Annotated in this window: 20 protein-coding genes; 9 read left to right on the top strand and 11 right to left on the bottom strand. The window is 38.5% G+C overall.

The genetic code is table 11. The features are described 5' to 3' along the window. Positions 1-7 precede the first annotated feature (7 nt). On the bottom strand, positions 8-1612 hold the full coding sequence (locus AC0JIQ_RS05180; RefSeq protein WP_346509827.1) for an isocitrate lyase: 1605 nt from the start codon (positions 1610-1612) through the stop codon (positions 8-10). A 534-nt stretch (positions 1613-2146) separates the two neighbouring features. On the opposite strand from AC0JIQ_RS05180, the gene AC0JIQ_RS05175 reads away from it, so the two are divergent. Beyond that, positions 2147-3136 (top strand): LysR family transcriptional regulator, encoded by a 990-nt coding sequence (locus tag AC0JIQ_RS05175; RefSeq protein ID WP_004663040.1) that lies wholly within the window; start codon positions 2147-2149, stop codon positions 3134-3136. 145 nt (positions 3137-3281) lie between these two features. Beyond that, positions 3282-4610 carry a polyamine export protein PaeA gene (paeA, locus tag AC0JIQ_RS05170; protein WP_474202837.1) on the top strand — a complete coding sequence of 443 codons (1329 nt, stop codon included), beginning with the start codon at positions 3282-3284 and terminating at the stop codon, positions 4608-4610. Positions 4611-4643: 33 nt separating this feature from the next. Here the strand turns inward: paeA and AC0JIQ_RS05165 are convergent, their stop codons facing one another. The 5 genes from AC0JIQ_RS05165 to AC0JIQ_RS05145 form a co-directional block, all read right to left on the bottom strand. Then, positions 4644-4907 (bottom strand): ribosomal protein L7/L12, encoded by a 264-nt coding sequence (locus AC0JIQ_RS05165; protein ID WP_208727899.1) that lies wholly within the window; start codon positions 4905-4907, stop codon positions 4644-4646. A gap of 51 nt (positions 4908-4958) precedes the next feature. Beyond that, the gene (locus tag AC0JIQ_RS05160; protein ID WP_004663047.1) at positions 4959-5474 is read right to left on the bottom strand and encodes a hypothetical protein; all 516 of its coding nucleotides are present in this window, start codon (positions 5472-5474) and stop codon (positions 4959-4961) included. A 198-nt stretch (positions 5475-5672) separates the two neighbouring features. Next, on the bottom strand, positions 5673-7286 hold the full coding sequence (cysN, locus tag AC0JIQ_RS05155; protein ID WP_474202836.1) for a sulfate adenylyltransferase subunit CysN: 1614 nt from the start codon (positions 7284-7286) through the stop codon (positions 5673-5675). Between the two features lie 83 nt (positions 7287-7369). Continuing rightward, a complete protein-coding gene (cysD, locus tag AC0JIQ_RS05150) occupies positions 7370-8278 on the bottom strand; it encodes a sulfate adenylyltransferase subunit CysD (protein ID WP_005157587.1) in 909 nt (302 codons plus the stop codon). Between the two features lie 325 nt (positions 8279-8603). Continuing rightward, positions 8604-10049, bottom strand: coding sequence for a capsule assembly Wzi family protein (locus AC0JIQ_RS05145; RefSeq protein WP_474202835.1), 1446 nt, complete (start codon positions 10047-10049; stop codon positions 8604-8606). Between the two features lie 168 nt (positions 10050-10217). On the opposite strand from AC0JIQ_RS05145, the gene AC0JIQ_RS05140 reads away from it, so the two are divergent. After that, positions 10218-10715: a DUF2059 domain-containing protein gene (locus AC0JIQ_RS05140; protein WP_474202834.1), complete on the top strand. Its 498-nt coding sequence runs from the start codon at positions 10218-10220 to the stop codon at positions 10713-10715. A gap of 64 nt (positions 10716-10779) precedes the next feature. Here the strand turns inward: AC0JIQ_RS05140 and lysS are convergent, their stop codons facing one another. Then, complete coding sequence (gene lysS / locus AC0JIQ_RS05135) at positions 10780-12306, bottom strand: lysine--tRNA ligase (protein WP_474202833.1); 1527 nt, start codon at positions 12304-12306, stop codon at positions 10780-10782. Positions 12307-12468: 162 nt separating this feature from the next. Continuing rightward, complete coding sequence (locus tag AC0JIQ_RS05130) at positions 12469-12906, bottom strand: SRPBCC family protein (RefSeq protein ID WP_474202832.1); 438 nt, start codon at positions 12904-12906, stop codon at positions 12469-12471. 348 nt (positions 12907-13254) lie between these two features. Between AC0JIQ_RS05130 and rubA the strand changes: the two genes are divergently transcribed. From rubA to oxyR, 4 genes are all read left to right on the top strand, one after another. Then, positions 13255-13419 (top strand): rubredoxin RubA, encoded by a 165-nt coding sequence (rubA, locus tag AC0JIQ_RS05125; RefSeq protein WP_004663059.1) that lies wholly within the window; start codon positions 13255-13257, stop codon positions 13417-13419. 83 nt (positions 13420-13502) lie between these two features. Further along, the gene (gene rubB / locus AC0JIQ_RS05120) at positions 13503-14684 is read left to right on the top strand and encodes a rubredoxin reductase RubB (protein ID WP_474202831.1); all 1182 of its coding nucleotides are present in this window, start codon (positions 13503-13505) and stop codon (positions 14682-14684) included. An 81-nt stretch (positions 14685-14765) separates the two neighbouring features. Continuing rightward, positions 14766-15710 carry an esterase EstB gene (estB, locus tag AC0JIQ_RS05115; RefSeq protein WP_046739706.1) on the top strand — a complete coding sequence of 315 codons (945 nt, stop codon included), beginning with the start codon at positions 14766-14768 and terminating at the stop codon, positions 15708-15710. Positions 15711-15716: 6 nt separating this feature from the next. Further along, entirely contained in the window at positions 15717-16622 is a 906-nt protein-coding gene (gene oxyR, locus AC0JIQ_RS05110) for a LysR family transcriptional regulator OxyR (RefSeq protein WP_474202830.1), read from the top strand. A gap of 59 nt (positions 16623-16681) precedes the next feature. Here the strand turns inward: oxyR and dusB are convergent, their stop codons facing one another. Then, positions 16682-17707 (bottom strand): tRNA dihydrouridine synthase DusB, encoded by a 1026-nt coding sequence (gene dusB / locus AC0JIQ_RS05105; protein ID WP_474202829.1) that lies wholly within the window; start codon positions 17705-17707, stop codon positions 16682-16684. An 82-nt stretch (positions 17708-17789) separates the two neighbouring features. On the opposite strand from dusB, the gene AC0JIQ_RS05100 reads away from it, so the two are divergent. Together AC0JIQ_RS05100 and AC0JIQ_RS05095 are read left to right on the top strand one after the other, a co-directional pair. Continuing rightward, the gene (locus AC0JIQ_RS05100) at positions 17790-18998 is read left to right on the top strand and encodes a DUF1615 family protein (RefSeq protein ID WP_314370920.1); all 1209 of its coding nucleotides are present in this window, start codon (positions 17790-17792) and stop codon (positions 18996-18998) included. Beyond that, positions 18965-19639: an HAD-IB family hydrolase gene (locus AC0JIQ_RS05095; RefSeq protein WP_314370921.1), complete on the top strand. Its 675-nt coding sequence runs from the start codon at positions 18965-18967 to the stop codon at positions 19637-19639. Before AC0JIQ_RS05100 ends, AC0JIQ_RS05095 begins: the two co-directional genes overlap by 34 nt. Before the next feature lie 37 nt (positions 19640-19676). Here the strand turns inward: AC0JIQ_RS05095 and proB are convergent, their stop codons facing one another. Continuing rightward, on the bottom strand, positions 19677-20810 hold the full coding sequence (gene proB, locus AC0JIQ_RS05090; protein WP_004663068.1) for a glutamate 5-kinase: 1134 nt from the start codon (positions 20808-20810) through the stop codon (positions 19677-19679). Between the two features lie 15 nt (positions 20811-20825). After that, entirely contained in the window at positions 20826-22046 is a 1221-nt protein-coding gene (gene cgtA / locus AC0JIQ_RS05085; RefSeq protein ID WP_474202828.1) for an Obg family GTPase CgtA, read from the bottom strand. Positions 22047-22104 lie beyond the last annotated feature (58 nt).

Raw genomic sequence — 22104 nt, 5'->3', positions numbered from 1 at the left:
TCGAGGCTTAGTGAGCAGCGAATTGGTTCATTGTGTTTTTAGCATCATCGTGCGCTTTAAGAGCGTTATCACCAGAGAAGATTTCTTTGTGATCATCACCGATGTCAGAACCAGCCATTGCTTGGTGTTTAACACAAGCGATACCACCGCGGATTTCTTTACGTTGTACGCCAGCAACATAAGCCAACATACCTTCAGAACCGAAGTAACCTTGTGCAAGCTCATGAGTAGAAAGAGCAGCAGTGTGGTAAGTTGGAAGTGTGATCAAGTGATGGAACACACCAGCTTCACGAGAAGCATCAGCTTGGAATGTACGTACTTTCTCATCAGCATCAGCAGCTAATTCAGTGTTGTCGTACTCAGCGCTCATTAACTTAGCACGGTCGTATGCAGAAACGTCTTTACCTTCAGCAACCCAACGGTCGTAAGCTTGTTGACGGAAGTTTAAAGTCCAGTTGAATGATGGGCTGTTGTTATAAACTAGCTTAGCATTTGGAACTGTTTCACGTACACGGTTAACCATGTGAGCGATTTCTTCAACGTTTGGAGTTGCAGTTTCGATCCAAAGAAGGTCAGCACCATTTTGAAGGCTAGATACACAGTCAAGTACAACACGGTCAATTTGAGTGTCAGCACGGAACTGATATAAACCAGAAGCTAAACGCTTAGGACGGTGTAATTTACCATTACGTTTGATCAAGATTTCATCTTCTTGAGCATCAGCAATGTCAATTTCAGTTGTTTCTAAGTAGCTGATGTATTGAGAAGCGATGTCGCCTGGCTCTTTAACCACTGGGATTTTTTGAGTCAAGTCAGCGCCTTCAGAGTCAGTACGTGCAACGATGATACCGTCATCAAGACCCATTTCTAAGAATGCATAACGTAATGCATGGATTTTAGCGATGAAGTCTTCGTGCGGAACAGTTACTTTACCAGCTTGGTGACCACATTGTTTCGCATCAGATACTTGGTTTTCGATTTGAAGCGCACAAGCACCAGCTTCGATCATTTTCTTAGCAAGTAAGTAAGTCGCTTCTTCGTTACCGAAACCAGCGTCGATGTCAGCAATAATTGGCACAACGTGAGTTTGGAAACCATCGATTTGAGCAGTGATTTCAGCAGCTTTAGCAGTGTCACCAGCTTCTTGAGCTTTTTTAAGAGCGCGGAATAAATCGTTTAATTCTTTCGCGTCAGCTTGACGTAAGAAAGTATAGATTTCTTCGATTAATGCAGGAACAGAAGTTTTTTCGTGCATAGATTGGTCAGGAAGTGGACCAAATTCTGAACGAAGTGCAGCAACCATCCAACCAGAAAGGTAGATATAGCGACGTTCAGTAGTACCGAAGTATTTTTTGTTCGCAATCATTTTTTGTTGAGCGATGAAACCGTGCCAGCAACCTAATGATTGAGTATATTTGCTAGAGTCAGCATCATAAGCAGCCATATCACGACGCATAATCGCAGCTGTATATTTAGCAATATCTAAACCAGTTTTGAAACGGTTTTGCATTTGCATACGAGCAGCATCTTCTGGGCTAATATCGCGCCAAGTGTCGCCGAATTTTGCTTTTAATTCGCGGATTGCATCAATCGCTGTTAAATATGTAGACATGATATATTCCTTTAGAGGGATTGGCATCGAATGATCGCAAAAAACCATGCTTTTATAGTCTAGATTTTAAGCACTTCATCAACATGTTGCACAGCTTAGTCTGTGCAAACAGATTAATCCAATATTCTTGGTTAATTTTCAGTATTTATTTATGAAATATACAGATAAAACGATATAGAATATTTAAAAAATCAAAACAAATATTTGATATATAAGTATTTAAAAAAATAAAATCCATCATAAATTATTCATTAAACAATCTAACTCGTATTATTTCTATATATTTAAAACAACTATCCAACACCAAAACATATGAATGAATAAAGCGAATAAATGCAGAAATGGCTATAGTGTTTTATATATTGAATATCATTTCCCAATGATAATGAATCTGTTACAAGCTTATTCAAATTTAATAAGACCAAACCATTCAACTATTTGCTATACCTTTTATCTCGTTTTAAGTTACACAAACGGCTTTAGTTATGTCATAATTCATCACAATTCAAAAATTTTATTTTCGGTATTTTTTTTATGAATCTGGAGCGGGTTGATCTCAATTTATTAATTTATCTTGATGTACTTCTTCGTGAAAAAAATGTCACACGTGCTGCAGAACAACTGGGTGTCACTCAACCTGCAATGAGTAATATTTTACGTCGCTTACGTAATTTATTTAACGACCCTCTGCTCATTCGTTCTTCTGAAGGAATGACACCAACTGAGCGTGCACTCGAATTACAACCACGTATTCGTGATGCATTATCAGATTTGTCAATGATTCTCGAACCACGCACCGAATTTAGACCTTATACCAGTACCCGCGTTTTTCGCATAATGACTTCCGATTATGCTGAAGCGACGCTGGTACCTCGTCTTGTAAAAGCACTTCGTTCTGAAGCGCCAAATGTTGTACTGGACTTCTTAACTCCAAGTGATGTCTCTTATCGAGATATGGAGCAAGGCAAAGTTGATCTAGCGATTAATCGCTTTAATGAAATCCCACAAAGCTTCCATCAAGTTTTGGTATGGCGCGATAGTTTTAGCTGTATTTTAAATGATAAACATCCTGCCGTAACCCATCTCAACCTTAAAAGCTATTTAGATGCTCAACATATTTGGGTTTCTAAAACAGGTATGGGCGTTGGCTTTGGTGTAAATCCAGATAAACAAGCAGGACTTGGTTGGATTGACCAAGCTTTGGAACGAATTGGTCAACGTCGTAAGATTTCAGTTTTTACTCGCCACTATCAAATGCCTGCACTTTTAGCGCAAAATGTTGATCTGATTGCAACATTGCCAACACGTATGGCACGTTTGCAAGCACAAAATCCTCGTCTTCTTATTAAAGACCCTCCATTTTACATTCCAGAGTTTGAGCTTAAAATGGCTTGGTGTCCATTGCTACACCATCATCCAGCACATCGTTGGTTAAGACAACTTATCCTCTTTGTTGCACGCCAAATGATTGAAGAAGAAAATCGTGAGTTTCTTTTAAATAATTCACAATTTTCACAATACTAAAATATTGCTTTGTAACAATAAGATTTCCTCTACGAATATGCTTGTTTCATAAGCAAAATTGTTATACTGAGGTAATACCCAATTACCTCTCTTCTTTTTTTATGTTACAACATATTCATAATAAACGATGAACCACAGGTGATGTGTGAGTCTCTTCCAAAATATTATTATCATTATTCTGCTCATAACTGCGGCAGGTTTTCTCTCGCTCACTGAAATTGCACTTGCTGGTGCTCGAAAAGTTAAATTAAAAATTTTGGCTGAATCTGGTGAAATTCGAGCACAAAAAGTTTTAGATTTACAGGAACAGTCTGCGGACTTTTTCGCAGCCTCACAAATCGGTTTAAATGCTGTTGCTATCTTAGGCGGTATTTTAGGTGAAGCAGCTTTTCGCCCATTTTTTGTAGAAATGCTTAAACAGTTTTATGCGGGGCCTTGGCTAGAAACGATTGGTTTTGCTTTATCTTTCACTTTAGTAACTTCTCTTTTTATTTTGTTCGCGGATCTAATGCCAAAACGTTTGGCAATGATCGCTCCAGAAAAAATTTCCATTAGCGTTATTGAGCCCATTCAAGTTTTTATCAAAATTTGTAAGCCTTTAGCTTGGGGAATCAATGCAATTGCAAACTTGTTGTTCCGATTATTTAAAGTAAATACCATTCGTGATGACAATATTACGTTTGATGATATTTCTGCTGTCATGGATGCAGGAGCTCAAGCTGGTGTACTACAAAAACAAGAACACCACTTCATTGAGAATGTTTTTGAACTCGAAGAACGCACAGTACCATCAAGTATGACCACGCGTGAAAATGTGGTTTATTTCACTTTAAAAGAAAATGAGAATAGTATTCGCCAGAAATTAGCCGAATATCCCTATTCCAAGTTTTTAGTCTGTAACGAACAAATTGACCAAGTCATTGGTTATGTTGATACCAAAGACATTTTGGTTCGTATCTTAAACAATCAATCTCTCCTTCAGCTTAATGAATCAACAATCCGTACTGTTCTTATTATTCCAGACACATTAACACTTTCAGAATTACTAGATCGCTTCCGTTCAACCAAAGAAAAATTTGCGGTCGTTATTAATGAATATGCCTTGGTGGTTGGCGTAATTACTCTCAGCGACATCATGATTACTGTGATGGGTGATTGGGTAACACCAATGGAAGAAGATCAACAAATTATTAAGCGTGATAACCACTCATGGCTGATTGATGGTAGCACCCCAATTGAAGATGTGAAACATGTATTGGAAATTGAGGAATTTCCTGAAAATGAAAATTATGAAACGATTGCTGGTTTCATCATGTATCGTTTACGCAAAATTCCACGTCCAGCTGATGCAGTAGAATATGCGGGTTTTAAGTTTGAAGTAGTTGATATTGACCATTACAAAATCGATCAATTACTGGTCACTCAAATTATTCCCAGCTTAGAAAATGAACCGCCTTCAACAACAACTGAATAACTCATAAAAATTAAGCCCTTTTAAGGGCTTAATTTATCTGGTCAAAAACCAAACTAAAATCACCAATATGATGAAAATCAAAATAAAAATTTGGATTCCGCCACGACTGCGTTGGGCTAACTGCTCCTGAATTAGTGCTTGCTCTTGTGGATGCTCTTTTAAATATCGTTCGACCAAGTCTTTGGATTCTTTCAACCCAAGACCAGTTTTCTCACGAGTAATTTTGATTGCATCAATCAACTGACCTGATCTTAAAGCTTCTAATGCCTCATGTGGCATCTCTACATTCAAACTCATAAATTTAACATCCTTGTTATTTATAATAATTTATTTGATTTCGTAGATAATTTAATTTCCACCATATAGTGAAATTAATTGATCTAATGTAGCTTGATAATGAATTGCTATGTCTTCTGATAGGATTTTATAAGCATTATCGAACTGAACCATTGGCCATCCTTCTTTCCAAAATGGAAAGATGTTATGCAGATCATGAGTCACTATTGAATCTTCACGCACAATTGCTTGAGCAACCTGAGACAGAACTTGAGCTGTTTCAGCCCCATCAATCGCGAGATAATCAATACCTCGCACTTTCAAAATACGAATACGATCTTTCTTATAACGAATTTTTTTAGCTTGTCCAGAATTTAAACCTAATGCAAGTGTTACTGCTTCTACAAATTTATCTTCAAAACTTGTATTCAGTGCAACCAAAGCTTGCTTGTGCGCTTCTTGACGCCCGGCCTTACCCCCATTACGGATGATTTCGTTCGCTTCTGCATCAAGCTTATCTTTTTTCATAGACTGTAAAATGTCTAAAATTTCGATATCGCTTAAATATTCAGGAGTTTGCTCAGTCATGGGAGTCCTTAGACAATAATTCAAAGAACTATTGTCTCATAAAAGACATTTCAAAACAGAATAAAAAAATATCAGCCCGATATATTTATCACTATTTTAAATTAAATCGAAGAATCAAGAACCTTCAAACATATAAATCTCGAATTTATAAAATAAAAAAGCCTGCATAAGCAGGCTTTTAGAAGTCAGTCTAAGCTATTAAAGACGAACTAACTCCACGATTTTTTCAGCTGCTTCTTCAACTGTTTCAGCATTAATATCGGTATCTGTACCATCAACAGTTGTTGTAATAACCACTACACCTGTTTCACGCAATAAAACAGTTTGCTCAGTCGTTAAACCAACTTTTGCAATCGCAACTACACCTTGTTGAATCAATAAGCTTTCTAAAGCTTGTGCATTCTCGATTAACTGTGCAGAAACACCAATCACAGCAGGCTTCTGACCTAAACGTGCCGCACGATCTTCAGCAGTTACAGGATTGCTATGCGCAGTCCATTCTACTGCTGCTTCAATCATCCCCGCACCAACGGTAACGTTGCTTAAGCGGTCAATAAAGATCAATGAACCTGTATAACGGCTGTCTTGATATTGGTCAAATACCACTGGAGCATCAAACTCAATTACAAGATCTGCAATTGCATTCAACTCAAGCTCTTCAACTTGAGTATGTTCAAGTGTATTTACATTGACACGATAATTAATCGCACTGACTTTTGCAGGAACAGTTTGCGTACCAATTTTAAGGTTATACAGTTTACCTTTCACCAATGGATGTTCATTCATCCATACGACAGATGCACGAACACTACGCGAAATAAGCGGTTGTTCACCTGCACGAACTAAAACATTACCACGTGAAATATCAATTTCATCATTTAACGTTAAAGTAACCGCTTGACCTGCAATTGCTTGTTCAAGATTTCCATCAAAAGTGACAATTTCTTTAACCGTTGATTTTTTACCTGAAGGTAAAGCAACGATTTCATCACCAACGTTAATTTCACCAAGCGCAATCGTACCTGCAAAACCACGGAAATTAAGATTTGGACGATTCACATACTGAACGGGGAAACGGAATTCTTTTTTGTTCGAATCACGCTTGATTTCCACTGACTCAAGAATGCTCATCAAGGTTTGACCCTTGTACCAAGGCGTACTTGCAGATGGATTAACAACGTTATCGCCATTTAGAGCCGAGATCGGTACAAATAAAATATTCTCTGGACGGCGTTCACCAAGCTGGCTTAAGAATGCATCATATTCAACTTGAATTTCGTTGAAACGAGATTCAGAGAACTCAACCAAGTCCATTTTATTGATCGCTACAACGATATTTTTAATACCAAGTAAACTTGCAATAAAAGTATGACGGCGAGTTTGCGTTTGCACACCATAACGCGCATCAATCAAAATAATCGCAAGATCAGCTGTTGATGCACCCGTTGCCATGTTACGTGTGTATTGTTCATGTCCTGGTGTATCTGCAATGATGAACTTACGCTTTTCAGTTGAGAAATAACGATAGGCTACATCAATCGTAATCCCCTGTTCACGTTCAGCTTGCAAACCATCGACAAGTAGAGCAAGGTCAGGTGCATCACCTGTTGTTCCCACTTTTTTACTGTCACGTGTTACTGCTTGCAATTGATCTTCATAGATCAACTTTGAATCATAAAGTAAACGACCAATTAGCGTTGACTTACCATCATCGACATTACCACAAGTCAAGAAGCGCAAAAGGTCTTTATTTTCGTGCTGTTTTAAATATGCCAAAATATCTTGGCTAATAAGATCTGATTGATGAGACATTGCTCAAAACTCCACAAAATTTGAAATCGAATTTTGTAATTTCCCTAAATCCCTCTTTTAAAAGAGGGGCTTGCTTAAGGAAATTAGAAATAACCTTCCTGCTTTTTCTTTTCCATTGAGCCAGCTTCATCATGGTCAATCATACGACCCTGACGCTCTGAGCTGGTAGCCAGAAGCATTTCTTGGATAATTTCAGGCAATGTATCTGCCTCAGACTCAACTGCACCTGTTAATGGGTAACAACCAAGTGTACGGAAACGTACCGATTTCATTTGAGGAACTTCACCTTCTTTTAAACGCATACGCTCATCATCGACCATGATTAACGTACCGCTACGCTCTACAACTGGGCGTACAGCCGAGAAATAAAGAGGAACAAGTTGAATATTTTCTAAGTAAATATATTGCCAAATATCTAACTCAGTCCAGTTAGATAAAGGGAAAACACGAATACTCTCACCTTTGTTCACTTTACCATTGTAAAGATTCCAAAGTTCTGGACGTTGGTTTTTTGGATCCCAACGATGCTTCGTATCACGGAATGAATAAACACGCTCTTTCGCACGTGATTTTTCTTCATCACGACGTGCACCACCAAACGCAGCATCAAACTGATATTTATCTAATGCTTGTTTTAAACCCTGAGTTTTCATGATGTCGGTATATTTTGAACTACCATGATCAAACGGGTTAATGCCTGCATCACGACCTTCTTTGTTCTGATGTACGATCAAATCAAAGCCATGGGTTTTTGCCATGTTGTCACGGAATGAGATCATGTCCTTAAACTTCCAACCCGTATCTACATGCAGGAGTGGAAAAGGAAGCTTAGCAGGATAAAATGCTTTCAAGGCAAGATGTAGCATGACTGCTGAATCTTTACCAATTGAATAAAGCATCACTGGATTTTCAAATTCAGCTGCAACTTCACGAATAATATGAATACTTTCTGCCTCAAGTTGCTTGAGGTGAGTTAATCTATTTTCAGTCATGTACATATCCCCCCTTATCAATGTTACCCATAAAATCTATAAGTGGTATTAAACCACCACTTGGAAGACCGTGTGGAGGAACGAGTATCATAACAACTCCAATTTTTCGTGATATCGATATTCTTACTAGTGGACAAATGAGCAATCTAGTAAAGTTTATCCATTATAATAATTTAGAACAGCTTCTTTAGCTTGTTTTTTCATATCAATATGCAAAATTGTGATATGCATAGCTCGAAAAGAGAAGAAGGACTGTTAAAAATAACATGAAATTAAATCAAACAAAAAAGAAGCCGAATTCGGCTTCTTTTTTGTTCAGTTAAGATTAGAAACGGAACATATTTTTTTCTAATGGGATCTCAACGCCAACAGAAATACCACCATCATTACCATTGAGATCAGAGTCACTCACCCAACCATTAATTTTCAATGGAATCGTTGGCTTTAAATAATGTGTCCATGTTAAATCTAAACCTTTTAAGGTGTCTTGTTTTGGGAAAGCCTCATTAATTAACAAGTTAGATTCATTCACTTTGGCATAAAGTACACGTCCACTTAGACGATTCATCACATCAAAACGAATATCGCCACCAACAGAATATGTTTGCCCATCACCACCAATCGCATGTCCTAATGGGAAACCGTGCTGGTAATAGCCGTCTTTATAAATAGTATGGGCATAAGAAATACGTCTTACCTCGCCATTGGTACGCGTGTCAGCCCATTCTGCATATAATTGATATGGCATATCTTTATAAATTGAAGAAAAATCTGCACCACCGAGATACATATATTTTGCAGGTAATCCACCGGCTTCATCTTCACCAATAAACTGACCATACAAACTGACTGGAACGTTCAATAAAGGTTGTAAAAATAACCGACCATCAAATCCTGCAATCTGATTAGATGGATCTTCTTTACCAGTACCGCCATTGTCTTTTGTTCCTGTAATGGCATCCCAAAGTGAGCTTAAACTTTCAGGTCGACCATCACCTCCCCATTGAATGGCACGTGAAGCACCAATTTCTAATGCTGGAAATGGACGAGCTGTTAAACGTAAACCAATTAATTTAGCATCAGGTACAGCTTTGTAATCATCTAACTGGCCTGCAAAAGCCTGATATTGCCAAGGTCCAATCCATGATAACCATTTTGATTCAAATGCATTTTGATTTGCTCTTTGAACAGTCACCCCATAAACAGGACGACTAGCATCACCACGGATCAAACTTCCATCATGTCCAGGCCCCCAATAAGTAGGGATTTGACCAGCAATTAACCATTGATTCCAAAGCTTTCCTGCAATATATGAACCTTCAACATTGGCATCATGACCATTATCAATTAAAGGATCTTTCTCACCATTAACACGCAGTTTGGCATCCCAGCTTTCCCCCCCCGCATTAAATTCAAGGGCTGCTTGATATTGTGATTTTTGATTCTCACCAAATGTTTGAGGAATAGTTTTTAAATCAGTAGCCGCATGCAAACCAACTTTTACGGTTTCATTATCGGCTTGAAGTGCATTCTTTACGGAATTGATGACTTTTTGCTGTGTATTATTTGCCACTTTTGCTTGCGACAAAGCTCGTTGAATTTCATCACCACTCAACGGCCAAGTTGAAGTACTGATATGTATAACACCTTGCTGATTTAACCAATTTAAGTCAGTGCGTAAGTTTGCATCATTCAATACAAGCCCTTGTGCAAAAGTAGTAGCTGAAATAGCCGAAAATAATGCGATATAAAGCGATTTTTTTACAAACATACCCTAACTGTTCTCAAATTTATTCATTAGCACATCATCGTTTTTTTATGCTTTTTTTTCAATCATCAAACCAAACAATTACATTTATTAACATGTAATAAGAAATTGACAATAAAAGAGATGGCTGAGTACCATCTAGACTTTCTATAGTAACCTTGAAACTAGATAATGAGAAAGTTTATTCTAAGCCTTATAATCGGCACATTGATTTCCATGCCTACTTTTGCTCAACAGGCATCAAAAGAGTCGGTAAAAGAGCTATTAAAAGTCACTAAATCTGAACAGTTAATCGATCAATCAAGCCAATATGTCCACCAAATTATGGCTTCAAGTATTGAACAAGCCACTCAAGGACAAGAACTCAATGCTAAACAAAAGAAAGCCATTGAGAATTTTAATCAAGATATTGCAAACATTGTAAAACAGGATTTTACTTGGGCTAAATTAGAGCCTGAAATGATTCAACTATATGTTGAAGAATTTACCCAAGAAGAAATCAACGGCATGCTTGAATTTTATAAAACACCTGTTGGTCAATCGACAATTAATAAATTACCTATTGTAATGCAAAAAAGTCTGAAAATTGGTCAGCAACAAATGGGTGAGTTAACACCTAAAATTATGCAAGCCGCTCAAAAACTCGCAAAAGAACTGCAAACAAAATAACCAATAAATTACAGTTAAAAAAATAGCCACAAATTAGATGTGGCTATTTTTATTCAACTTAAAATTAATCTTTACGGCGCATATGCGGGAATAACAATACATCACGAATACTTGGCGCATTAGCAAATAGCATAACCAAACGATCAATACCAATCCCTTGACCTGCTGTAGGTGGCAAACCATATTCTAATGCTTCAATGAAGTCTGCATCATAATGCATAGCTTCATCATCACCAGCATCTTTTTCTTCAACCTGTGCTTGGAAACGCTCAGCCTGATCAATTGGATCATTTAACTCAGAGAAACCATTTGCCAACTCACGACCACCAATAAAGAACTCAAAACGATCTGTAATATGTGGATTATCATCATTACGACGAGCTAGTGGTGAGGTTTCAGCTGGATACTCTGTAATGAATGTTGGTTGGCGTAATTTTGTTTCTACAGTTTCTTCAAACACGATTGTTTGTAATTTACCTAAACCAAAACCAGGCTTCACTTTTTCTTTCAACACATCTTGAGTAAATTTAGCCAAGAACTCACGATCATTTACATTTTCAGGCGTAAAGTCTGGATTGTGCTCAAGGATAGCGTCAAACATTGATATTTTCTTGAATGGACCTTTGAAGCTATACACTTCATCACCATAAGGCACATCGGTAGAACCTAAAATATCAATTGCGAGTTTTTCAAGCATATTCTCAGTTAATGCCATCAAGTCTTTATAATCAGCGTAGGCTTGATAGAACTCAATCATTGTAAACTCAGGGTTATGACGTGTTGATACCCCTTCGTTACGGAAGTTACGGTTGATTTCAAACACACGCTCAAAACCACCTACCACAAGGCGTTTTAAGTACAACTCTGGCGCAATACGCAAATAGAGTTCCATATCCAATGCATTATGATGTGTTACGAAAGGTTTTGCAGATGCACCACCCGGGATCACATGCATCATTGGTGTTTCAACTTCCATGAAACGTTCATTGGTTAAGAACGCACGAATACCTGCAACCACTTTGGCACGAATTTCAAAAGTCTTACGTGTTTCTTCATTGACGATCAAATCTAAATAACGTTTGCGATATTTCGCTTCTGTGTCCGTTAAACCATGGAATTTATCTGGAAGCGGACGAAGTGATTTGGTTAATAGTTCAAATCCTTCGAGGTGTACATATAGGTCACCTTTGCCTGAACGTCCGATATAACCTTCAGCGGCAATAATATCGCCAAGATCTAGGCTTTTAATCGTTTCTAAAACGTCTGCTGGCAAACCTTTACGATCTACATAAAGTTGGATACGACCTGTCATATCTTGGATCACAATAAATGATCCACGGTTCAACATGACACGACCCGCGACTTTTACATAAACTTTTTCAGCACCTTCAATTTGTGCTTTATCTTGATCTTTAAATTGTTCTTGTAAGTCACCTGTATAGTGCTCACGTTTAAAGGTATTCGGCCAAGGACTCTTACCGCATTGTTTGGCAGTCTCTTGGATTTGCTTTAACTTGGCATGACGCTGTGCGATTAAATCGTTTTCGGAAAGTGTTTGTTCAGAAGTCGATTGAGCGTTTTGTTGCGTCATCTCTGCCTCGATTTAAGTAAAATTGAAGTGGCATAGAATAGCAGATCAAAGCCCATTTTCGCACCATTTCAGTCACACAATCGTGAAAAAAGCAAAGATTTATCAATTTCAAAGCGAAAATAATACTTTTATCTTGCAATAAATATGTACTTAAAATGATTTCTATTGCTCAGCTAATTGTTTAACTATCGCCAATCCTCGTTCAAAACCTTGATTCATCATTTCAATGTATTCGGGTTGAATATCCACCTCAACATGTACTTGGGTACAGTGATCTAAATCGAACAACATATACTTTTCTAATGCACCTGCCCATGTTTTAACTTCATCACTTTCTGTATCCTCATGTCCATTTTGAATCATTCCAATATGCTTAAATATAATGACATTCGGCTCATCCAAACGCTCAATAATTGAAATCATGCCATCGCCTTTGGCATCATAGAAATAGGTTTTACCGCCTACTTTCCAATCGGATTGCATCTTTGAACTACAAGAAAAGAACTGTGTCCAAGCTTGGTAACTTTCTTTTTGCCATAATATTTCCCATACTTTTTGCTTCGAAGCCTTAATTTCAATATCGTAAGATAAAGTCTGCATTTTTGTTTTCTCCATAATTTTGGTGTTATTTTGATCTTTTAATATTAAATGGTTACTTTTCACCCATCTTATATTTATACTTTTACTGTTTTTAAAATGCTATAGAGATATACAGATCTATAAAAAATTAGAGTAATTGCTCAAATAACAAGACTTTCAGAACAAATTGCCATTCCACTTTTTACATAAATGATTAAACTCTTGCATTTACTTTACTTAAATGGCGTTCTGCGTAAAAATCTAACTCCTGATCAACACAAGTTTGTTGTATTACAGCGATCGTAGCGACATTATGGAATAGTTTTACTGAAAGGCAATTTGAGCATACCTATCAGTTTGGAGAGTCACATGAAAAAATATCAATGTATCGTTTGTGGGTGGATTTACGACGAAGCAGATGGTTGGCCACAAGACGGCATTGCAGCAGGTACTAAATGGGAAGATATCCCTGATGATTGGACTTGCCCAGATTGCGGCGTTTCAAAAGCTGATTTTGAAATGATTGAAATCTAAATAGATCAAAAAGACCGTGATCATGATCATGGTCTTTTTTTTCCTATCGTTTGTTTTTATTGAAAGAAATATTGGAGAATATAATGCATCCTATCGTCATCATCGGATCGGGCATGGCAGGCTATACTGTTGCACGTGAGTTTCGCAAACTAAGCCCAGAACAAGAACTCGTTATGATCTGCGCAGATGATGCGGTAAATTATGCAAAACCAACATTATCTAATGCATTTGCAGGTAATAAAGCACCTGAACAAATTGCCCTAGGTGATGCAGCTAAAATGGCAACGCAACTGAATATGCGTATTGAAGCTGAAACCTTGGTGAAAGAAATTAATGCTGAACAACATGAAATCACTTTAGAAAAAAATGGTGAAATTTTCACTCAACCTTACTCAAAACTGGTCCTTGCAGTGGGTGCAAACCCAATTCGTTTAGCAATTGCTGGTGATGGTAGTGATGATATTCATGTCGTGAACTCCTTGATCGACTACCGTACATTCCGTGAAAATTTAGCAAAACGTAAAGATAAACGCGTTGTGATTCTCGGCGCTGGGTTAATTGGCTGTGAATTTGCCAATGATTTATTACATAGCAACTACGATGTCACAGTAATTGATCTTGCACCACAACCACTTGGTCGCTTGCTACCAAATCACGTTGCTGAAGCATTTAAAACAAACTTAGAACAAGCGGGTATTAAATTCGCATTGTCGACCACTGTTGAAAAAGTAACGAAAATCAATGATGGTGAAGATTACGAAGTGACTTTAGCAACAGGTCAGACTTTAATCGCAGATATCGTTCTTTCAGCGATTGGTTTACAGCCAAATATATCTTTAGCAAAAGCTGCAGATATTCAAACAAGTCGCGGTATTATTACCAATACCTTACTTGAAACTAATCAAGCAGATATTTACGCTGTTGGGGACTGTGCAGAAGTGAATGGAACATTACTGCCATATGTTATGCCAATCATGCAACAAGCACGTGCATTAGCAAAAACACTGAGCGGGCAAAGTACTGCTGTACACTACCCTGCAATGCCAGTTGCGGTAAAAACACCTGCCGCACCATTAACTGTATTACCAGTACCAATTGGTGTGGACGTGAATTGGGAAACTGAAGAGTTTGAAGATGGTATGCTTGCTAGAGCAGCAGATGGTGAAGGCACATTAAGAGGTTTTGTGCTTTTAGGTGCGACCGCAAGCAAACAACGTTTAACTTTAACCAAACTTGTTCCAGACTTGATTCCAGCACAAGTTTAAGGTTTAAATTAGAGTCTGTTGAGAAAGGAATTTCTAGCAGACTCTAATTCTATAAAAAGAATTCAATTCGGAATGAATGCCATGAACAGTGCTTTACAATTTAATGTGTCACCTTATGCTCCATTTATGCAAGAAACCAAAGTCACTTTAGGTAATGGTATTGAACTGCATGTTGAAATGGGCGGCAATCCAGAACACCCAACAATTCTATTGATTATGGGTTTAGGTGCTCAAATGCTGTTTTGGCCTGACTTCTTTTGTAAATCATTGATTGATCAAGGCTTCCGCGTTATCCGTTTTGATAATCGTGATATTGGTTTATCTTCAAAAATTCGTGAAAAAAGAAAACGCCTCAATACCATGAAACTCATGAGTCGCTTCATCGTCGGGCTTGGTAACGAAGGTGCACCTTACACTTTATATGATATGGCTGATGATGTTTCGATGTTAATCGACCAATTGGGACTTGAAAAAACATATCTCATAGGCGCTTCAATGGGTGGCATGATCTCTCAAATCGTGGCAGCGAAATATCCAGAAAAAGTTGAGAAAGTAGGATTATTATTTACCAGTAACAATCAACCCTTCCTACCACCACCGTTTCCAAAACAACTTTTCAGTTTATTAGGTAAACCTGAAGCACATGACGAAGATGCGATCGTGAATCATAGTTTGAAAGTATTTCATATTATTGGATCACCAGGTTATGTGAATCAAGTTGAAGCAATTCAAACCATTCGTAAACTATATCGCCGTAGTTTTTACCCAGCGGGTGTACTTCAACAGTTTTTAGCAATATTATGTACAGGTTCTTTGTTACCATTGAACAAAAATATTACTCAACCGACTTTGGTTGTACATGGTTCAAAAGATCGTTTATTACCACCAAGTCACGGGAAAGCTGTTGCAAAGGCGATTTCTGGTGCTAAATTTGAATTAATTCAAGGAATGGGGCATGATATTCCTGCTCACTTCATTCCACAACTTAGCGGTTTGTTTGCTCATCACTTTAGATCATCACACTAGGACTCTATGGCTGCATTACCCTCATTAAGACAGCTATCGTATTTAGTTACGTTGTCAGAAACTTTACATTTTACTGAAGCTGCGCGCCGTTCATTTGTCACTCAGTCTACTTTGTCGGGTGGTATCATGGAACTAGAGCGCCTCTTAGGTGGCGTCCTAGTTGAGCGTGATCGTCAAAACGTTCGTTTAACCCCTTTAGGAGAACAAGTCGTTGCACGTGCACGAGTATTACTTGCTGATGCACAAGATTTAATGCGCCTAAGTAGAGAAATGAGTGAACCATTAACAGGTGATTTACATCTCGGTATTATTCCTACGATTGCACCATTTATTTTGACTCAACTACTTGATGAAGTGCATCGACAACTGCCTAAGATTCAGCTTCATTTACACGAAGCTCAAAGTGAGAAAATCGTAGAAAAGCTAGAACATGGCAATTTAGATATGATTGTTCTGGCACTTCCATTTGATACTCGTGGATTAAAAGTTGCAGAAATTGCAAAAGAAAATTTATTCGTTGTTTATAATAAAGATGACTGCAATACAGCAAATGCAAACTCGTTGGATGACTTAGATTTATCTCGTCTGATGCTACTCGAAGAAGGTCATTGTTTACGAGATCACACCTTAAGTGCCTGCCCTGTGGGTGAGCGCAAAAATGATCATCGTTTGAAGGCAAGCTCACTTCCAACTTTAGTGGAAATGGTGTCGTCAGATCTTGGCTTTACACTGCTACCTGAAATTGCCTTGAAAAACAGTATGATTCATTTCAATGAAGAGATTGCAGTAAAATCAATTGAAGATGCCCCGAGTCGCACATTGGCTTTAGTCACTCGTAAAAGCACTCCTCTACAAAGTGAATTTGATGTGATCTTCCAAATTCTGCAAAAAATCACTGCACATTTAGAATAATCGGAAGCCTGTAATGAAACTCATCATTATAGGCTTTTCAATCAATAAAAATCACATCACTATTTAATGTCTAGTAAATTTACGTGTTCAACTTCCACATCACTCATGCGCTGCCCTAGATCAAGCAATTGATTAAAATATGCCTCTACAACTTTTGCCTGATCAGCAGTATTTTCCACTTTATACATATTTTGGCGGAATTCATTACTCGAACGTAAACCTTTGGTGTACCAAGCAATATGCTTGCGCGCAATACGACAACCAGAATATTCGCCATAGAATTGATATAATTCTGATAAATGCCCTAATAGCACAGCTTTAACTTCAGCAATATCAGGCGCTGCCAAGTGTTTACCTGTTTTTAAGTAATGGGCAATTTCTCGAAATATCCATGGTCGACCTTGTGCAGCACGTCCGATCATAATCGCGTCTGCGCCAGTATAGTCTAGTACATATTTAGCTTTCTCAGGACTATCAATATCACCATTGGCAATCAATGGAATATTAATCAGTTCTTTTACCTGCTTAATCAGCTCATAACGTGCTGTGTTCAAATACATATCTTCACGCGTGCGACCGTGTAAGGCTAAAGCTGCAATTCCAGATTCTTCAGCACGTTTTGCCACACGCAAAATATTTTCATGACCATTTAAAAATCCTAGTCGGGTTTTTAAAGTCACTGGCACATCCACTGCCGCAACCACCGCATCCAGAATTCGGGCTACTAAATCTTCATCTTGTAATAATGCTGAACCAGCCAACTTGTTACAAACCTTTTTGGCTGGACAACCCATATTGATATCAACGATTTGTGCGCCGTTAGCGACTTGATAACGAGCAGCTTCCGCGAGTTGCTCTGGGTCAGAACCCGCGATTTGTGCTGAAATTGGCGCAAGTTCGCCATCAAAATTTGCCCGATATAAACTTTTCTTACTCATACGTAAGGTTTTATCAGCCGCCATCATTTCACTTACGGCATGACCTGCGCCAAAATATTTACATAGTGTCCGAAAGGGTCTATCTGTTACGCCTGCCATAGGTGCAACAATCAAATTATTTGACAGTTGATATGAACCAATATACATATATATTCTTACAAATTCTGAGCAACATAGTATACTTCATTCGCCCATTTGACTCATCTTTTTATGTGGTGTTGTTCTGATTATGAATAAATCATTCCCTACTCGTCCTTTATTAAAAATTATGGGCATCCTCACTGCATGTCTCAGCTTAACAGCTTGTGGAGATAAAGCATGGTGGTCTAATGGTAAAGAACCAGAAATGGAAGCAGAACAAATTAAGAAAGTGCTTCCCCCCCGTGTAAATGATCGCCAGTCATGGGCGCAAGATATTTTTGATATCATGCAACAACTCAGTATTCCTAGATCCAAGGAAAATGTGTGTAGTATTGTTGCTGTTGTAGATCAGGAATCTAACTTTGTTGCTGATCCAGCCGTCCCAGGACTTGGAGAAAAGGCAGTACAAGAAATTAATACTCGACTCAAAGAAAAATTTGAAGCAAAGTTGGGTGAAACCATAGGTGGAACAGTTGCAGGCTATTTTGAGGACGTACTCAAAAATCAACCTTCTCCAGAAAATAATTACATGAGTCAAATGCGTAAAGTTAAAACGGAGCGTGAGCTGGATTTGCTCTACCGTGAGATTTTCGACTACATGTCAAAACATTATCATGTCAGTGCATTAACGGGTGCAGCGAAACTCGTTGGACAAGATATAGGGGAAAAAATGAATCCAATTACAACATTGGGTTCAATGCAAGTCCATATTAATTACGCCAAAGAACATAAACGCCAAAGTGGTAGTATTGCCGAATTGCGTAATGATCTGTATACCCAATATGGGGGTTTATACTATGGTATTCATCGATTAATGGAATATCCTGCTGATTATGACAAAGCAATCTATCGCTTTGCAGACTACAATTCTGGTGTTTACTCAAGTCGAAATGCAGCGTTTCAAAGCATGTTAAATGCACTCACCAAGACTGAAATCAGTCTCGATGGTGATCTATTACTTTACAGCAAAGATGGCGATGTGAAATCAACTCAAAGCCAAAGTGAAAAAGAGCTTATTGCTGTTTTTGCTCAAAATAATATTTTAGTGACACCACGCCAAATTCGTGATGATTTGAAAAAAGAGAAAGAGAAAAAATTTGAAGATACTCAAACTTATTTAGCTGTACAAAAGCTATATCAAAATAAAACCAAAAAAGAACCAATTTATGCAACCATGCCACAAGTCGTTATTTCAGGACCAAAACTGAGTCGTGATTACAATACAAACTGGTTTGCAAGCCGTGTAAATGGACGATATGAGACATGCATGCAAAGAGCCAAACGCATAAAACTATAAATCTTGCTTTATTTGACTTTGATGGCACGCTCTATCCTAAAGATAGTTTTACGGGATTTATTTTCTTTACCCTATCAAAGCGTCACATTGTAAAAAAAGGCTTAACCATATTACCTTGGATTCAAGCCTATTATTTACGCTTATATCCTGCACATGCGATGAGACCTCGATTATTTCAAACGATGTTTGAAGGTATCTCCGCCACATTTGTAGAAAATTTGGTTGATGAATATGCGCAAAAATTAATAAAACAATTAGATCCAGCTTTACTGAAGCAGCTTTATCTCCATCAACAACGTGGTGATCATATTGTTCTTGTTTCTGCATCAGTCGATTTATATTTAGCACCAATCTGTGAATTGCTTAATATTGAGTTGATTTGTACACAAACAGAAATTAAGAATGGTACTTTAACAGGTCGTTATCGCTCTCAAGATTGTAGCCGTGAACAGAAAAAATTACGGATTTTGCAACAATACAATTTAGAGGACTATCAATATATCTATGCTTATGGAAATAGCGAAGAAGATCTGGATATGTTGTCATTGGCTGACCACCCGTACATGATGGGAGAAAATAAATCACTTCCAGAATTAAAATTTGATGCCCTAAGAGTTAGTCCCAATATAGAACGAACGTAAAAAAGCTCGCCTAAGCGAGCTTTTTTTATATTTGTATTTAGTAAATTGCCATGTGGTCTCGATGAATCATTTCTAAAGAACGTGCCTCACCTAAAACTTGGTAGACTTTCTCAGAAGGTAAACCCTTCACCATTTCTGCTGAACGAGAACTAAAATTCACACGACCAACAGCAATACGAGCACCATTCTTATCAACACATTCAACCACATCACCGCGATCAAAATGACCTTCAATGGCTTTCACACCAACAGGTAATAAACTACGATGCTTGAGTTTAATTGCTTCAACAGCACCATCATCTATCACTAAACGACCTGCGGTTTGCAAATGAGCTGCAAGCCATTGTTGATGAGCGGTCACACGGTCATTATCAGTTGTAAATAATGTTCCAAGCATCTCACCCGCCATTAAACGAGCCAACACATGGTCACTTTCACCACTTGCGATCAGAGTTGGGCAACCAGACTTCGCTGCAAGACGTGCTGCACGAACTTTAGTCACCATACCACCGCGACCTAAAACACCACCACCACCCGCCATTTCAAATAAAGTATCGTCTAATGCACGAACTGAAGAAAATAACTTGGCATTTGGATTACTACGTGGATCAGAATCGAACATGCCTTGCTGATCTGTCAAAATAATCAACAGCTCAGCCTGAACCTGCCCTGCCACCATTGCAGCTAAAGTATCATTATCACCAAAACGAATCTCATCGGTAGATACTGTATCATTTTCATTAATGACAGGAATCACACGCCAATCGATCAAGTTTTGCAAAGCATCACAAGAGTTGAGGTAACGACGACGATCCGCAAGATCGTCATGCGTGAGTAAGACTTGTGCTGTTTGAATCCCATGTTGATCCAATACGCTTGACCACGTATGGATTAAACCCATTTGACCAATAGCAGCACAAGCTTGCAAACTGGGTAAATCAGTGGGTCGACTCGCAAGTTTCATGCGTACCATCCCTTCCGCAACCGCACCTGAAGACACTAAAATAATTTCGTGCCCAGCATTGTGTAGATCCGCAATTTGTTTCGCCCAATGCGAAATTGCATTTAAATCTAACCCTTGCCCATTTGCAGTGAGTAAAGATGATCCGATTTTAACAACGATTCGTTTACACGCATTGAGCTGACGTTGCCCATCGACCACTTCTATCATTTTTTCCTCGGTTCACTAATCACGAACGTAAATGCTTTCTACGCCGCCTTCATCCTCATCGTCATCAAAATCATCTTCATCGTCTTCTAAGCCAGCTTCACGCTGAGCCTTACGCATAGCACGATAAGCTTCTTTTGCTGCGATGGTTTGTTCACGTGTCTCAGCCTCAAGCTGCTCACGGAATGCTTTCATTTCTGCTGCATACTCAGGATCTTCAACTTCACGCTCACGCTGTTGCTCGATCTGATCCATCAAGTAATAAACAACTTCTTTCGTCCCTTCTGACATCAAACCAGAAGTTTTAAAAACAGGACCTTCCCATTGCAATTCATCAAGAATATGCTGACACCACTCTTCTCTTGATTCTTCAGGAAGTTGGTCAAGTTTGTTCAAGACAAGAACCACAGGGAGCTTTGCCAAAGTTGGCGAGAATTTCACTAACTCACCCAAAATTGCTTTGGCGTTATGCGCTGGATCTGAACCATCAATCGGTTGAACATCAACAATATGCAACAGGATACGAGTACGTGCCAAATGCTTAAGAAAGCGGATCCCAAGACCTGCACCTTCTGCTGCACCTTCAATCAGACCTGGAATATCGGCCATGACGAATGAACGATGACGGTCTGCATCAACCACCCCAAGGTTAGGAATCATAGTGGTAAATGGATAATCCGCAACTTTTGGTTTTGCCGCACTAACTGCACGAATAAACGTTGATTTACCTGCATTTGGCATACCCAACAAGCCAACATCTGCAAGTACTTTCAACTCTAAACGTACTTCGCGGTATTCACCTTTGATACCATGAGTGCATTTACGTGGAGAACGATTCGTTGAAGACTTAAAGTGCGTGTTACCTAAACCACCATCACCGCCATTAGCTACTTTGACACGTTGACCATCGGCAACCAAGTCACCAATAATGTCACCAGATTCAATATCAACAATGGTTGTACCCACAGGTACTTTTAAAACAACATCTTCACCACCGCGACCTGAACAGTTTGCACCACGACCATTTTTACCACGTTCAGCGCGGAATCGACGCGTATAACGATAATCTACGAGCGTACCTGTGTCATCATCGGCTTGGATATAAACACTTCCTCCACGCCCCCCGTCTCCACCATCTGGACCACCAAAAGGGATAAATTTTTCACGGCGAAAACTGGCTACGCCATTGCCACCGTCGCCAGCCTCTACGGTTATGACTGCTTCATCAACAAAGCGCATGTGCCAATCCTCTAAATTCTTAAAAGCGGACTATTTTGCCACATTTTAATAAATTTCT

This window comes from Acinetobacter sp. FB, from assembly GCF_056033405.1.
This window is presented reverse-complemented; position numbering and strand designations above follow the sequence as displayed.

Bases quoted from the DNA above. Each gene is read 5' to 3' on its own strand.
- AC0JIQ_RS05180 (WP_346509827.1), bottom strand. From the start codon at position 1,612: ATGTCTACATATTTAACAGCGATTGATGCAATCCGCGAATTAAAAGCA.
- AC0JIQ_RS05175 (WP_004663040.1), top strand. From the start codon at position 2,147: ATGAATCTGGAGCGGGTTGATCTCAATTTATTAATTTATCTTGATGTA.
- AC0JIQ_RS05165 (WP_208727899.1), bottom strand. From the start codon at position 4,907: ATGAGTTTGAATGTAGAGATGCCACATGAGGCATTAGAAGCTTTAAGA.
- AC0JIQ_RS05160 (WP_004663047.1), bottom strand. From the start codon at position 5,474: ATGACTGAGCAAACTCCTGAATATTTAAGCGATATCGAAATTTTAGAC.
- cysN (WP_474202836.1), bottom strand. From the start codon at position 7,286: ATGTCTCATCAATCAGATCTTATTAGCCAAGATATTTTGGCATATTTA.
- cysD (WP_005157587.1), bottom strand. From the start codon at position 8,278: ATGACTGAAAATAGATTAACTCACCTCAAGCAACTTGAGGCAGAAAGT.
- AC0JIQ_RS05145 (WP_474202835.1), bottom strand. From the start codon at position 10,049: ATGTTTGTAAAAAAATCGCTTTATATCGCATTATTTTCGGCTATTTCA.
- AC0JIQ_RS05140 (WP_474202834.1), top strand. From the start codon at position 10,218: ATGAGAAAGTTTATTCTAAGCCTTATAATCGGCACATTGATTTCCATG.
- lysS (WP_474202833.1), bottom strand. From the start codon at position 12,306: ATGACGCAACAAAACGCTCAATCGACTTCTGAACAAACACTTTCCGAA.
- AC0JIQ_RS05130 (WP_474202832.1), bottom strand. From the start codon at position 12,906: ATGCAGACTTTATCTTACGATATTGAAATTAAGGCTTCGAAGCAAAAA.
- rubA (WP_004663059.1), top strand. From the start codon at position 13,255: ATGAAAAAATATCAATGTATCGTTTGTGGGTGGATTTACGACGAAGCA.
- rubB (WP_474202831.1), top strand. From the start codon at position 13,503: ATGCATCCTATCGTCATCATCGGATCGGGCATGGCAGGCTATACTGTT.
- estB (WP_046739706.1), top strand. From the start codon at position 14,766: ATGAACAGTGCTTTACAATTTAATGTGTCACCTTATGCTCCATTTATG.
- oxyR (WP_474202830.1), top strand. From the start codon at position 15,717: ATGGCTGCATTACCCTCATTAAGACAGCTATCGTATTTAGTTACGTTG.
- dusB (WP_474202829.1), bottom strand. From the start codon at position 17,707: ATGTATATTGGTTCATATCAACTGTCAAATAATTTGATTGTTGCACCT.
- AC0JIQ_RS05100 (WP_314370920.1), top strand. From the start codon at position 17,790: ATGAATAAATCATTCCCTACTCGTCCTTTATTAAAAATTATGGGCATC.
- AC0JIQ_RS05095 (WP_314370921.1), top strand. From the start codon at position 18,965: ATGCATGCAAAGAGCCAAACGCATAAAACTATAAATCTTGCTTTATTT.
- proB (WP_004663068.1), bottom strand. From the start codon at position 20,810: ATGATAGAAGTGGTCGATGGGCAACGTCAGCTCAATGCGTGTAAACGA.
- cgtA (WP_474202828.1), bottom strand. From the start codon at position 22,046: ATGCGCTTTGTTGATGAAGCAGTCATAACCGTAGAGGCTGGCGACGGT.